Here is a 14400-nt window from a genome sequence, read left to right as displayed (position 1 = left end):
CATCTGGTCAATGACCAAGCAAGGGAGAAAATACGAAACTCGGTAAATAGATTACAAAAATCGCTTGAAAATTTAAATGGGATGTTCAGTCATTGCATAGTGCATAAGATGCATTTATAAAAAAAGGGACACTAATCTTTATTGCTCTCCCTTTTCACTCCTTGCCCCCCCCCCCCCCCCAAGTGCAGCAAGTGCAGGGTCACAAGTGCAGGGTCAGGTCTAGAATAAATGTTTTATTTGTGTTAATAGGTTACTGAGTGCTGCGAATCTAGACCTGGCCCTAAGGATTCCAAATAATTATTCCTTTTTGGATTCACTTTCAGAATGCATGTCTTCAAATCTTGTGCAAAATTTCACTGCTTCAAGGCATACAACGTCAATATAGCCTGATACGTTATTCGGCACAGCCCAAATAATTCTATATTCATTCTGGCTAGAGTAGGAGCTATGCTTCATGAACAGAAAATCGTCACCCGCTCTCTGAAAAATTTCTCCCATTGTTTTCTGTATATCAATTCCGTGCCCGTCTCTATTTTGGATATCTAAAGCTCTTGTTGTTCTATATGATGTTCGCTTATCAAGATAAGTACACAAGCCTTCAATTCCACCCACACAGCCAGGTAAATATCGAGATATAGCCTCAGCAAATCCGGTTGTGTCATTAATTCTGAATCCAGAATTTGTCCTAAAATCTCTGGACATTTCATTCTTATATATAGTTGATCCACAAAGTACGTATGCGTTACGCCCATATGAAATACCTGCAATTACGGTTTGCGGTTTTGGTTCTCTAGTGGCGTTAATAAATACGCCCCTACCTTCCTCAGAATCAAGGCGATGTTCATCCGAGTGCTTAGAAAAATTCTCAAATGAACTTAACCTAATAATCCCTTTTTCAAAGAAATTATCCACATATTCCTTTTCTAAGTAGCGATATACATACGGTAAACGAATGTTCCATTGTCTATGAAAGCTTATAGATATTGCTACTTGAGGATTACTCACTATTCACCTCTAACGAATAATTATATTCATCACACATGAAATTTCGGCATTCAGGTGCTACCGATAATTTGGAAATTATCAGTTAGCAGAGAAAAAAGGGGATGTTACCCTTTATCCTAAATTCCTCAGTTGAAGACTCCTAAATCGCTCAAGAACCCTATTGATTAAGGTTCTTTGAAAGATCCATGGCATTACCAATCAGATGAGATTTTAGTGAAATAATCAAAATCTGCTGAAAGTGTTGCCACACCTTGCTCTCAGCTTGTTTACTGTAACTGAGGAGCAGTTAACATTTTTGGCTATGAACCGTTGATAGTATTAGATTACAGCTATTTTCATTCTAAATTCCAACTGAGGAATTTAGGTTTATTGCTCTCCCTTTTCACTCCATGGGCGACCTAAAGGACGATAACACAACAATCTACCCGCATTCTTTTCCAATCCTCGAATAAAATTTTCATCTCTGTAAGATAAACCTTTTTCAATATTTCGCCGCAACAATTCAAGTTTCTCGGGATCATCACCTTTCGCCAACCATGCTGACCAATTTGAAATTTGATTGCATTGTTTTTCTCAGGCTTTTGGCTCAATATCGTACCTTCTTTTAATCCACACTGCGTCACGGCACTCGACCAGGAATAATCTTCCGCTTTGGCGACCATTTTTACCCATACCGGATTCAGCTCGACATAACGGGTGGCAGCCCATAAATAGGTATCCCCCCAAGGGTGATGAAAAGAATCGCCCTTGTCACAAATGACCTTGCCACTCTCATTCTCGGTTAATCCTCTGGGCAAAGTGCATGTGCAACGGTTTTAAAATTTTCTGCAACTCTTCGTCCGTTTCAGGAACTGCGATAAGGTGGATGCGGTTTGTCATCAGGCAGTACGCCAAAATATCAACACCGTATTTATCGCAGTACTCTTTTAACCAGCCGGGATAGACATAGACGCTTCGATCGTCATCGGTGAAAAAACATTTTCATGCCAGTTTCCACGCTGCGTGATGTGATGCGGTATACCGGCAAATACGGTTCTACTTAATCTTGGCATGTAATGATTATTCTCAAACTCTATAAAAAGGGTAGCGTCCCCTTTTTCGTGTGGTCGTTAGATTCAATGCTGTTTGGCCCAAATGTTATGAGAAATGTCCCATGGGCCACTGCCATTTTCCATCAGTTAACTCATAATACTTTCCATCCAACGTTGATAAGGGAAGTACATACAAATGCAATTTACGCAAATCAGAAACGCAACCGTTAAAATTAACTATGCGGGCAAGAAAATACTGATTGATCCTTGGCTGGCAAAAAAGGGAGCAGTGCCAGGATTTGGCGGGACGATCAATGATCACATCCGCAATCCGACAGCGGAATTACCGATGCCCGTCAGCGAGATCGTTGATGTGGATGCGGTTATCTTAACCCATGATCATCCGGATCACTGGGACGATGCGGCTAAAAATGCGATTCCTAAAGACATGCTGATTTTTACGCAACATGAAAAAGATGCGCAATCGGTGCGATCAGCGGGATTTAGCAATATTCGGGTGCTTGATGAAAATAACGATTATGAAGGCATTATGCTCATCAAAACACCGGGCCAACACGGCAGACCTAAGGTGTTGGAAGACATGAAAGAGTTGCTGGGAGAAGTGAGTGGCATCGTTTTCAAGCACCCGGATGAGAAAACGCTTTATATCGCCGGGGACACGGTCTGGTGTCAGGCAGTCGAAGATAGCCTGAAGAAATACCATCCTGACGTCGTCGTCCTCAATAGCTGCGACGCCAAAGTCATCGGCAACGAATCGATCATCATGGGTAAGCAAGATATTTACGAAGTCTATAAAGCCGCACCTGAAGCAATTATCATTGCCAGCCACATGGAAGCGGTGAACCACGCTACGCTATCCAGAAAGGAACTACGCGAGTTTCTTGGCGAAAAGGGAATGATGCAACGGGTATTAGCACCCGAAGACGGTGAATCATATACGTTTTGATTCAAAACCGGAACGATGAACCAGCTTTGTCAGATGCGTCATTTTTTAATATTGTCTAATTACTTACAAGCATCAGTCATAAGATACTATCTGAACAGTGAAAACGGTTTAATCAGCGAGGTTTCATCATGTCTGTCCCATTAGTTGCAGTTATTGCCTTTAATCATTTCAGCCCTTTCCACTTATCGGTACCGTGCATTATTTTCGGCGATCTCTTGCATGATCAGAAATTATTTGAACTCAGGATCTATGCAGACGAATCCGAAAGGCTACGTTCGAATGAGGGATTGAGTGTTGAATCATCACTGAGCGTAGATGAATTGGCGCAAGCTGATATCATCATCGTACCTTCCTGGCGAGACCCTGCCGAAAAACCAGACCAGTCAATGCTTGATGCCTTGGTAACAGCACATGCACGAGGTAGTCAGGTTGTCGGACTGTGTCTGGGCACTTATGTGCTTGCCTATGCCGGGTTACTGAAAAATCACAAGGCTGCCACGCACTGGGAGTTTGAACAGGATTTCATCCGCCGTTTTCCTGATGTAAAACTGGACAGCAATGCGTTGTATGTCGATGATGATCGTTTGATTACTTCCGCAGGAACAGCAGCCGGTCTCGACTGTTGCCTATACCTGGTTCGTCAGCATTACGGCAGCGTGATCGCAAATAAACTGGCCAGACGTATGGTGATTCCCCCTTACAGAGAAGGTGGTCAGGCACAATTTATTGAACGGCCTGTTCCTGTTTCAACCCAGGACACCAGAATCAATACGCTTCTGGACTACTTGAGAAATAATTTAAATAAAATACATGGTTTGGACGAGCTTGCGCGCTATATCATGATGAGCCGCCGTACCTTCACCCGGCAGTTTTACAAGGCAACGGGGATGTCTGTTGGTGAATGGCTGATAGTTGAGCGCTTACAGCGTAGTCAGGAGTTACTAGAATCCACCTCTTTACCAATTGAGGCCATTGCAGAGCAGGTAGGCTTTCAATCATCTGCATCCCTGCGCCAACATTTCAAGCATAGGTTTGATGTAACGCCAAGTGAATGGCGAAAAACCTTTCAGGGCAAGCGGCCGACAACAGCTCATCATTTAGCGGCTAGTTTTTAATCCAGATTTTCCATTATATATAATGAAACTAAGCTTTTATTCGCCATGATGAGAGCTGGCGCTTAACGTTCGTGAAATAAGCAATTGAGTTCTCTTTTTGTCTTTTTTTGTGGAGAGTTATCTATGGCAGGTTATGTTGACGAGGTTGTCATTCCTTACGATCGGGATCTGGGGCCCGTGCTTTTCGACCACTATGGGGCCGACACCGCGCGACGCATTGCGGAACAATCGCCCCACGATGTGCTTGAAATTGCCGCTGGTACTGGCATTGTCACCCGACACTTGCGTAACTTGCTGACCAAGGACGCCCACTTGACCGCGATTGACATCAGCGATTCGATGATGGACCTCGCGCGCACAAAATTTCTTCCCGATGAGCGGATCACGTTCCGAAATGCAGACGCTACGTCGCTGCCGTTCGGTGATGAAGTGTTCGATGCGGTGGTCTGCCAGTTCGGGATCATGTTCTTCGATCAAGAAACGGCGTTTCGCGAGGCGTACCGGGTACTGAGGCGCAGAGGCCGCTACTTGTTCCGCGTCTGGGACTCTGAGCAGTACAATCCATTCGCCAGCTTGAGCTTTGAGGTGTTAAAGCAATTCTTTCCGTCGGACACGCCCCGGTTTCTGTTTGATCCCGTTTCCTGTCACCAAATCGATCCGATCAAAGAAAAGCTGATACACATTGGCTTTGATCCCATTGTGATCTCGGTTCAGCGCCACAAATACGATATTTTCGATGTATCGGCCTTCGCACGCGCGCTTGTGTACTCCCCGGTTATTTTTGAAATAAGAGACCGCGGCGGCGTCGACCCTGAGGAGATCGTGGAGGTGTTAGCGGAGGCGTTTAAAAAAGAATATGGCTCAAATCCCATGCGATATCCGATGCAGGCTATACTGTTCGAAACGGAAAAGTCCTAAGTTTTGACGTGTCGGTATTTTCCATATTTCGGCGCTAGAAAACCAGTGAATCGGTCGCGATTGATGCACCAGTTACTTGTCCGCTTGGGTTTCGAAGAGCAAGTAAAGGGCGGCCATCACATTTTTACCTCAGTTGAAGACTCCTAAATCGCTCAAGAACCCTATTGATTAAGGTTCTTTGAAAGATCCATGGCATTACCAATCAGATGAGATTTTAGTAAAATAATCAAAATCTGCTGAAAGCGTTGCCACACCTTGCTCTCAGCTTGTTTACTGTAACTGAGGAGCAGTTAACATTTTTGGCTATGAACCGTTGATAGTATTAGATTACAGCTATTTTTATTCTAAATTCTAACTGAGGAATTTAGGTTAAACTTAAACAGTTCATAGGAAATGAGCGAAACCTTGGTAAAGATTGCCGGATTTCATTATTATCACAGGCATTGGAGATGGGATATCTGGGCAACGTGCTTCATATTAGGGAAGCTCCCGATTCAGTTTCTCTTTTGGAAAATGTATCAATCTACTAGCAGGATGTTGAAAAACGTATTCGAGGCAGCTAGTTAATGTTAATACTGTTCACAATATCATTTAGCTTGAAATAATCAACTTGATATTCTGATTCAATGAGGCATACATGAAACAGTGTATTCGTTGCTGGGTTAGTGGTCGGGTGCAAGGTGTCTGGTATCGGGCATTTGCTCAGGAAAAAGCTAGAGAATTGGGTATTTCCGGATATGCTAAAAACCTGCCGGATGGTCGAGTGGAAGTGCTGGCCTGTGGCAGCGATAATGCGCTTGAGAAATTGCGCCAATGGTTATGGCAAGGTCCCAGCCACGCCAAAGTGGACCATGTTCAATGGGAGCCGATCACTAAAGAGAATTGCGAGGAAGGATTTTATATTATTTAAAGCTGATATAGATAATAGAGGGTACATCACGGTTTTACTGGCAGGCGAAAGCTTACTGCGAGCTGCTCCATTATGAATTGGAGTTGGGGTTAGTAGATAAAATCAGGCGGACGAGGAATGGCTCAACGCGCTGGGCAATGGACGCCACCCTTAATTGCCCTCCTTTTTACTCCTTGGGCGCCTTAAAGGGCTATAACACAACAATCACCCGGAATCTTTTCCAATCCTCAAATAAAATTTTCCTTCCAGCAAGGTAAGCCTTTTTCAATATTTCGCCGCAACAATTCAACTTTCTTAGTCACCACCTTCCGCCAACCGTGCCGACCAGTAATAATCTTCCACTTTGGTGACCATTTCTACCCGCACCCGATTCCGCTCGACATACCTTGACATGCCATATAGCAGTCCATAAATGGGCATCTCCTAAGGGTGATGAAAAAAAATCACCCTTGTCACAAATGACCTTCCGCCCTCATTCCCGATTAATTCTCCAGGCATAGCGCATATGCAATGGTTTTAAAACTCTCTGCAATCCTTCATCCGTTTCAGGAATTGCAATAAGGTGGATATGGTTCGTCATCAGGCAGTACACAAAAATATCAACTCGGTATTTATCGCAGTACTCTTTTAACCAGCCGAGATAGACGCTTCGATCGTCATCGGTTAAAAAACATTTTCACGTCGGTTTCCTCGCTGCGTGATGTGATGCGGAATACTAGCAAATACGGTTCTACTTAATCCTGGCATGTAACGATCATATTTAAACTCTATAAAAAGGGTAGCGTCCCTTTTTTCCGCGCAAATCTATTTAAATAAAAGCATTTCTGCCTGATACCTACTTAATTCAGTAATTCTTATATCAAGACTTATAGCATCAACATATATATACTTTATTGTCTCCTCAATAGAGACAATTAATTTCTTTTTCTAGTACTTATTTTTTATTTTTATATCGGTAGCATACATTATGAAAAATGAATATTAATATGATGAGTATGGTTAATGTATTAAAAGCCATAATATTATGAGCAATATCAAAATAAATCGTATTTTACTATTAAGTAAAATACCATTTTGATAAGTCGAGTTGATTATAGATTTGTTTCCTTGAAAGAACGTATTCTTGATATGGTTATTTTTAATCAAATATTGACACAATATTTTTGATAAAAACTTTTAAATAAAGAAATGGGGAAATGGGGTGAAATTAAAGTAAGTTGATGAAGGTGTTATGATGAAAAAATTGACTTTCTTGATGATTGTTTTAATGCTTGGTTTCTTAGTTGGTTGTGCACAAACGGGCCCAATAGGGGGTGTTCATAGCAATGAATTTTATAGTGGTAAACTGCGCGCCATAGATCCTAGCAATCATGATGTCGTGGCCAAACACTATGAAGATGCGGCCAATGAAATGAAAACAAAACTACAAACTCAGAAGAAGCTGCTTAAAGAATATGAGAGTCACTCCTACTACTATGGGCGACGGGGACAAGATGTTCGGTCGCATACCACAGCTAATATTCGTATGTATGAGAATGCTATCAAAGAGAATATGAAGGAAGCGGCCCTTCATCGAAAAATGGCACGAGATCAAGAAAAACAAGAGTTCGGTTTAATAAAGGAAGAGGCCGTAGACTCTCAATTAAATTAGTAATCATTTAGAAAAAAGCAACCAAATTCCAGAAGATAATGCATTTAAAAAAGGCTGCGCCGCCAGTGCCATTTTTGCCTTTGATTCACTGGAATATTGTGTACGTTTTTACTCATGATCATTGCTCTTCTGTTTATATTATCAGAGCCACAATCTGTCTAGTTTTGTGGTGCCACTTCAGTCTTGATCGAAGTAAGGTGTGTTCCTGTTGATTTATTACAGTCAAGACACAAGCAGGGAAAAAATGAATTACACATCCAGAAACATCAATCAAACGATATTCGCGATAACTGAAACCCTAGTGTTGTTTTTTTTGATTCTAAATACTACACATGCTAATACCCTATCTAATCTGTTCAATCAAAGTGGATTGGAATTGGGTGGCTGGATCAATGGCGGCGCAACTTACAACGCAAACAACCCTTCTGATGGCTTCAATGGCACGGTGACTTTTGCGGATCGTGCTAATCAATTTCAGTTAAACCAACTCAATTTATTTTTACAACGCAACGTCGAATCAGAAGGCACAAAATGGGATATTGGAGGCCGTTTCGACTTTTTGTTTGGAACAGATGCCATCTTTACTCAGGCTTTTGGTATATCCGCATTTGATGAGAATACTGGCGAACCATCAAATAGGGGTAACTGGGATCTCAATCTGTGCTGTAAATCAACTCGCACCTACGGGATTGCTCTTCCACAAGCCTATCTAGAAGCTTATATACCGATTGGTAACGGTTTCAATATTAAGGCCGGGCATTTTTATACACCGTTGGGCTACGAAACCGTTCCCGCCCCCGATAACTTTTTTTACACTCGAGCCTATATCCTTAACAGTGGCGAGCCATTCACCCATACGGGATTTCTAGGTAGTTATACAATCAATCAAAATTGGGCTATCCAAGGCGGCACAACTACAGGTAGTGCAACTGGCGGCTGGGATGGAGTTTTTGATAAGCAACTGGATAACTGGGGTGGACTGGCAAATATTCTATGGGAAAGCGACAACAAAAGAACTTTGGCGCAACTCGGTGGTACCTATGGACAAACAGCTGTCAATGAACCCTGGATGATGTACAGCGTCGTGCTGCAACATTGGCTCACTCCCAGGACGCATTTGGTGCTCCAGCACACCTCTGGCTGGGCCAGCAACATCAACTTGCCTGAAGGAATCCGGAATGCAGCATGGTATAGCATCAACACCCATCTGACTTATGATCTTTTTCGTGACCTTTCCATCGGCATCCGTGCTGAGCGCTTCCATGATCGCAATGGCTGGCGTGTTTTCTCACCCTATCGCATACTATCAGCATTGAATAATAAAGGAGTTAGCTACGCAGGCAACATTCCTTTCATCAGTGCTCCCGCAGATTATTACGCAGTCACGGTGGGTATGAACTGGAAACCCGCAACACGTTGGGGAAGAGGTTGGAAGCCGATCCGCAATATCAACATTCGAAAAAATATCCGCTATGACAGAGCTGATGGCATTGACATGGCATTTCGGCCATTTGATGGCAGAAAGGATCAATTTCTGTTTTCTTTGGATGTAACGATGCCCTTCTGATTCAGTTCAATTAAAAAAGGGTAGTTACACAAAAAAGACAAAAAGAGGGATGCTACCCTTTATTGCTCCCCTTTCATTCCAAGGACACCTTAAAGGGCCAATGCTTGTAGTAATTGACGCGCGTTTTGAAAATCACCCTCACAACAATGCAATGCCTTCTCAGACCAGACGGTAAGCAACCTCTGCTATCATGCGATCATCCATGACCAGCAGATGTTTAGGCGGCATATATTTTTCTGAACGCCATCAGGCTGATCGCTCTTCGCCAGCTTCGTCCCAGCGAATAACGACATGATTGTTCATAGTGACAGGGGAGTGAGTCGCAGTTGGGTAGGAGAAGCTAAGGAATAGAGATATGAAGGCATAACGGGATCCGGAGATCAGCAAGTCACATGAAAAAGTCCGATGATTGCACCTTTAGCCTTGTTCCACTGGTGGATAGCTGCAGGGGTGGGAAAAAGATCAACCTGGACTGCCTTTTTCTTAAAATAGTCTGCTGCCTCTTCAGAGAGCGTTACATTGCCATTGTGGCCCGACCCTATGATAAGCCGTTCAGCTCCTTTTTCGAATATATGCTTAGCCTCATCAAGCGAGATGATATGCGATGTTCCGAACACGGCCTTGGAGAGTTTCTTCTTTCTCTTCTTGATTTCACCAGAAAGCCTGATGAACACATCGTGCTCGATATCGGACCCATCGATGGTAATGGAACCAAATTTGGTACCGTCAATTCTAGGTTTCATGAGGGTACTTCTGCGGGAGTGCGCTATTATTCTCTGGACAGATCATGCGCTAGGTGAGCACATTCACTGAATGCTCTTAATATAGCATGCGAACGAAGAGAATTTTCAACAGTTGGGACTCGATCTGTCGCGTGCGCACCAATGGCAGCCTTGAAGTTGAAGGCCGGTCACCTCCTTCCGACCAAAGCCAGTCAATCAATTTCTATCAATAAACTCAATATATTATGTACCTATGGCAACGTGCTATCAAAGCCATAACAACCGACTATACACAGAACCATCTAGGTAAGCTGGCTTTCATGGCGTCAGCCGCTTTTCCGCTGAAAGATTCCGGCAGAACCGACTGAATGAATCTTCAGGATACCCATATTTCACCCGCTCACGAAATTAGCTCACCCTGTTCACCGCATCCTCCAACACCTTCAGGAATTGATCACCATAGCGTGCCAACTTGGCTTGGCCCACGCCGCTGATACGCCCTAGCTCGGTGAGGTTGGCAGGGCGATGATTGAGAATTTCCAGCAGCGTGCTATCGTGAAAGATCACATAAGGGGGTACACCTTGTTCGCGAGCAAGTTGCATGCGCATGGCCTTGAGTGCTTGCCATAACGGGTCTTCCTTAGCGCCGGCAAAAGCCTCGCGTGTACGCGAGGTGCGCTCGGGACGACTGATAACACGCTTGCCAGCTTCATTATCACGGCGCAACCATATCTTGTTTTCACCGCGTAGAAGCGGGCGCGCTTCCTCAGTCAGATTCAGCCCACCATAAGCTTCCATCTGCACCTGTAGCAAACCGACCGCAACCAGTTGCCGGTAAACGCTACTCCATTGTTGCGATGCCAATGCTTTACCAATACCAAAAGTGCTAAGTTGCTGATGCTGAAATTTTTCTACCTGCGGTGTGTTTTTACCCAGCAGCACATCGATCAGGTGACCGGCGCCAAAGCGCTGTCCAGTGCGGTAGACACAGGACAGTGCCATGCGCGCCGCCTCGGTTGCATCCCAGGTATCTACCGGACTGAGACAATTGTCACACTGGCCACAATTGCCTGGATGCGCCTCACCAAAATAGCGCAGGATAGTTTGATGACGACACGTGGTGGATTCGCAAAAACCCAGCAGGGCATCGAGTTTTTGCCGTTCAACACGCTTGCGTTCTTCCGGCGCATCACCTGAATCAAGCATTTGCCGCATCGACACCACATCGCCCAGGCCATAAACCATCCACGCATTGGCGGGCAGGCCGTCGCGGCCGGCACGGCCGGTTTCCTGGTAATAGCTTTCCATGCTCTTAGGTAAATCGAGGTGCGCCACAAAGCGCACATTAGGCTTATCTATCCCCATGCCAAAGGCCACAGTGGCCACCATGATGACCCCCTCCTCACGCAGGAATCTGCGCTGGTGCTGGTTGCGTGTTGCGGTGTCAAGGCCAGCATGATAGGGCAATACATCCCAGCCACGCGCTTTCAGCCAGACTGCTGTTTCCTCCACTTTTTTGCGCGACAAGCAATAGACAATACCCGCATCATTAGCATGCTCGGCTTCAAGAAAGGCTTGCAGCTGCTGGCGTGGATTGCTTTTGATTGCAACACGATAGCAGATATTGGGGCGGTCAAAACTGGCAATAAACTGCCGCGCATTTTCCAGCGCCAGACGGTCAACAATTTCTGCCCGTGTGGGTGCATCGGCAGTAGCCGTCAGCGCGATGCGCGGCACGGCTGGAAAACGTTGGTGCAGTACCGTCAGTTCACGGTACTCCGGACGGAAATCATGACCCCATTGTGAGACACAATGCGCTTCGTCAATTGCAAACAGCGCCAGACCATTGCGTGCCTGCAAGCGTTCCAGCATATTCAAGAAACCTTCTGTCAACAGCCGCTCGGGCGCGACATACAGCAATTTGAGTTCGCCGTGCAGCAACCGATTGGATACTTCCCGAGCTACCTTGGCATCGAGACTGGAATTTAGAAACTCGGCTTGCACGCCAAGCTGGTTAAGCGTTTCTACCTGATCCTGCATCAATGCGATCAGGGGTGACACCACGATACCTACACCTGGCCGCAACAAGGCTGGCAGCTGGTAGCACAAAGACTTGCCTCCGCCGGTCGGCATCAGTACCAGCGCATCTCCTCCGGCAGCAACATGCTCGACAATATACTGCTGTTCACCACGAAAGGCTGAGTAACCAAAAACGTCATGAAGGATTTGTTCAGGGGCTGGAAGAGACATTATTTGAGCTAAGTAGCGGAGCAACTCATTTCCGGATAAGTTTACCTGTTCTCTACATTCAATCAATATTCACCAGTGGAATAATAGCGTCAATGAAGCAGATTACTGCGTTGATATTAGCTGTAGGGGTGCCGGTCAGAATTTGCCCTCAAGTGGTCAAGTATAAATCAGAAACTACTATGAAATCTTAGGGATTTCCATAGACGCTATAAAAAAAGACCCCGTTTAACTTTTGTTAACTTTACCTGATTAAATTTTAATAATCTTCTGCTTTGGTGACCATTTTGACCCGTACCGGATTCCGCTCGACATGCCGGATGGCAGCCCATAAATGGGTCTCCCAAGGGTGATGAAAAGAATCGCCCTTGCCACAAATGGCCTTTCCATCCTCATTACCGGTTAATTCTCTGTGCATAGCGCATGTGCAACGGTTTTAAAACTCCCTGCAACCCTTCGTCCGTTTCAGTAAGTGCAATAAAGTAGATGTTGTTTGTCATCAAGCAGTACGCCAAAATATCAACACCCTATTTATCACAGCACTCTTTTAACCAACCGAAATAGGCACTTCGATCGTCATCGGTGAAAAAAACATTTTCTCGCCGATTTCCTCGCTGCGTGATGTGATGCGGTATACCGGCAAATACGGTTCTACTTAATCTTGGCATGTGATGATTATTCTCAAAATCTATAAAAAGAGTAGCATCTCCTTTTCCGATGATGACACCTTACGAAAAGCTGAAATCATTACCAGATGCAACCTTCTTTCTCAAACCAGGATCTCGTTTGAACAACTGGATACAGTCCCATCAAGGATGAGCGACCATAATGCAATAGTGAATACAATTGAAGTATTTTTTAACCAATCCAAAACAAAATCAAGTTTGAATACTCAAATTTAATAACCTTTGCTCAGACTCATTTATGGATTGGAAAATACTATAGGAGGTAAACCTCATGCCCGTATTCACCCCCCCCCCAGCGCAACCCGGTGCTGCGCCGCAAACGTCCACGGAGTTGTTGTTTCAACCGATCAGGCTGGGACGCTACGAGCTTCCGCACCGGATAGTCATGGCCCCCTTGACCCGCTCGCGCGCTGGCCAGCCGGGGAATGTCCCTACGCCACTCAATGCCTGTTATTACGCGCAACGGGCCTCGGCTGCTCTGATCATCAGCGAAGCTACCCAGGTCTCGATGCAGGGGCAGGGCTATGCCTGGACACCGGGTATCCATAGCCGCGAGCAGGTCGAGGGCTGGCGACGGGTCAGCGACACCGTGCATAAGGCCGGCGGTTTGATTTTTATGCAGCTCTGGCATGTCGGCCGCATCTCTCATCCGGTGCTGCAGCCCGACGGCATGTTGCCGGTCGCACCCTCGGCGCTCAAACCGAGCGGCGATGCGTTTATCGAGAACGAGAACGGCGAGGGCGAACTGACGCCCTTCGTCCCTCCGCGAGCTTTGCAGCTCGAGGAGATGCCCTACCTCGTCCGGCAATTCGAGCGCGCGGCCAGGAACGCGCTGAGCGCCGGCTTTGACGGCGTCGAGGTGCATGGCGCCAACGGCTACCTGCTCGATCAGTTCATCAATTCCGGCACCAACCAGCGCAACGATAGCTACGGTGGGCCGATCGAAAACCGCGCACGGCTGCTCCTGGAAGTAGTCGATGCGGTCTGTGAAATTTATGGGCCGGACCGCGTCGGCGTGCGCCTGTCGCCGCTCGGTACTATCAACGACATTAGCGACGACAATCGGGAGGAGACCTTCGGTTATCTCGCCGAAAAGTTGAGCGGCTACAAACTCGCCTATCTGCACTTGGTCAATCCGGCGATCGCCGCATTCGAGCAAGGCCTTGCCCCCACCCCGGAAGCGCTGCGGATGCTGGTGCTGATGCGGGAAAAATACCGGGGCACGCTAATCCTCGCCGGCGGTTTCGACTACGACACGGCCGAAGTCTGGCTTGAGCAGGGCAAGGCGGATTTGATCGCCTTCGGCCGCAAGTTCCTGGCCAATCCCGATCTGCCGGAACGCTTTCGCAGACGCGCTCTCCTCAATGCCGCTGATCAATCCACCTTCTACGGTGGTGGCGCCAAGGGCTATACCGATTACCCATACCTGGATGAGGAGCGCTGTGAGGAAGCGAAACCCCGCGTCGACGAGAGTTGGCGCTAGATCGCAAGCCGCTCGAGAGCCAAGGAGCGGCCAGAATGATACTCGGCAGGAACGATTGACTGGCATCGAGGCGTCATCTTTGCGGGAATTGACAACGT

The 14400-nt window shown here is 46.1% G+C and carries 14 protein-coding genes and 1 pseudogene; 7 read left to right on the top strand and 8 right to left on the bottom strand.

Features of this window, described 5'->3' with window-relative positions; translation table 11 throughout:
• Positions 1–297: 297 nt before the first annotated feature.
• The 4 genes from BLV54_RS08890 to BLV54_RS16830 form a co-directional block, all read right to left on the bottom strand.
• The gene (locus tag BLV54_RS08890; protein WP_143032460.1) at positions 298–1005 is read right to left on the bottom strand and encodes a hypothetical protein; all 708 of its coding nucleotides are present in this window, start codon (positions 1003–1005) and stop codon (positions 298–300) included.
• A gap of 398 nt (positions 1006–1403) precedes the next feature.
• Complete coding sequence (locus tag BLV54_RS08885; RefSeq protein ID WP_090570799.1) at positions 1404–1802, bottom strand: hypothetical protein; 399 nt, start codon at positions 1800–1802, stop codon at positions 1404–1406.
• A complete protein-coding gene (locus BLV54_RS17265; RefSeq protein WP_371113282.1) occupies positions 1777–1884 on the bottom strand; it encodes a hypothetical protein in 108 nt (35 codons plus the stop codon). Before BLV54_RS17265 ends, BLV54_RS08885 begins: the two co-directional genes overlap by 26 nt.
• A 47-nt stretch (positions 1885–1931) precedes the next feature.
• The gene (locus BLV54_RS16830; RefSeq protein WP_256329310.1) at positions 1932–2057 is read right to left on the bottom strand and encodes a hypothetical protein; all 126 of its coding nucleotides are present in this window, start codon (positions 2055–2057) and stop codon (positions 1932–1934) included.
• A gap of 175 nt (positions 2058–2232) precedes the next feature.
• On the opposite strand from BLV54_RS16830, the gene BLV54_RS08875 reads away from it, so the two are divergent.
• The 4 genes from BLV54_RS08875 to BLV54_RS08860 all read left to right on the top strand — a co-directional run bounded on the left by BLV54_RS08875 (position 2233) and on the right by BLV54_RS08860 (position 5946).
• A complete protein-coding gene (locus tag BLV54_RS08875; protein WP_090570789.1) occupies positions 2233–3003 on the top strand; it encodes an MBL fold metallo-hydrolase in 771 nt (256 codons plus the stop codon).
• Between the two features lie 128 nt (positions 3004–3131).
• Positions 3132–4118 (top strand): GlxA family transcriptional regulator, encoded by a 987-nt coding sequence (locus BLV54_RS08870; RefSeq protein WP_090570786.1) that lies wholly within the window; start codon positions 3132–3134, stop codon positions 4116–4118.
• A 123-nt stretch (positions 4119–4241) separates the two neighbouring features.
• On the top strand, positions 4242–5036 hold the full coding sequence (locus BLV54_RS08865; protein WP_090570783.1) for a class I SAM-dependent methyltransferase: 795 nt from the start codon (positions 4242–4244) through the stop codon (positions 5034–5036).
• 637 nt (positions 5037–5673) lie between these two features.
• The gene (locus BLV54_RS08860; protein WP_090570779.1) at positions 5674–5946 is read left to right on the top strand and encodes an acylphosphatase; all 273 of its coding nucleotides are present in this window, start codon (positions 5674–5676) and stop codon (positions 5944–5946) included.
• A 472-nt stretch (positions 5947–6418) separates the two neighbouring features.
• Here BLV54_RS08860 and BLV54_RS17260 read toward each other — a convergent pair.
• Positions 6419–6601 (bottom strand): annotated as a pseudogene (locus BLV54_RS17260) (transposase); the annotation flags it as partial.
• A 576-nt stretch (positions 6602–7177) separates the two neighbouring features.
• Here BLV54_RS17260 and BLV54_RS08850 point away from each other — a divergent pair.
• Positions 7178–7597 carry a lipoprotein gene (locus tag BLV54_RS08850; protein ID WP_090570773.1) on the top strand — a complete coding sequence of 140 codons (420 nt, stop codon included), beginning with the start codon at positions 7178–7180 and terminating at the stop codon, positions 7595–7597.
• A 244-nt stretch (positions 7598–7841) separates the two neighbouring features.
• Positions 7842–9164, top strand: coding sequence for a porin (locus BLV54_RS08845; RefSeq protein ID WP_090570769.1), 1323 nt, complete (start codon positions 7842–7844; stop codon positions 9162–9164).
• Positions 9165–9544: 380 nt separating this feature from the next.
• Here BLV54_RS08845 and BLV54_RS08840 read toward each other — a convergent pair whose 3' ends face one another.
• The 3 genes from BLV54_RS08840 to BLV54_RS16095 all read right to left on the bottom strand — a co-directional run bounded on the left by BLV54_RS08840 (position 9545) and on the right by BLV54_RS16095 (position 12551).
• Positions 9545–9907: an MTH938/NDUFAF3 family protein gene (locus BLV54_RS08840; protein ID WP_090570766.1), complete on the bottom strand. Its 363-nt coding sequence runs from the start codon at positions 9905–9907 to the stop codon at positions 9545–9547.
• A gap of 387 nt (positions 9908–10294) precedes the next feature.
• On the bottom strand, positions 10295–12136 hold the full coding sequence (recQ, locus tag BLV54_RS08835; protein ID WP_090570763.1) for a DNA helicase RecQ: 1842 nt from the start codon (positions 12134–12136) through the stop codon (positions 10295–10297).
• Positions 12137–12392: 256 nt separating this feature from the next.
• A complete protein-coding gene (locus BLV54_RS16095; protein ID WP_176969723.1) occupies positions 12393–12551 on the bottom strand; it encodes a hypothetical protein in 159 nt (52 codons plus the stop codon).
• A gap of 539 nt (positions 12552–13090) precedes the next feature.
• On the opposite strand from BLV54_RS16095, the gene BLV54_RS08830 reads away from it, so the two are divergent.
• Complete coding sequence (locus BLV54_RS08830) at positions 13091–14302, top strand: alkene reductase (protein ID WP_090570760.1); 1212 nt, start codon at positions 13091–13093, stop codon at positions 14300–14302.
• Positions 14303–14400 lie beyond the last annotated feature (98 nt).

This window comes from Nitrosomonas sp. Nm33 (assembly GCF_900107265.1).
Classification (GTDB): Bacteria; Pseudomonadota; Gammaproteobacteria; order Burkholderiales; family Nitrosomonadaceae; genus Nitrosomonas.
Note: the sequence above shows the minus strand (reverse complement) of the source record. Positions and strands in the feature narration are given on the sequence as shown.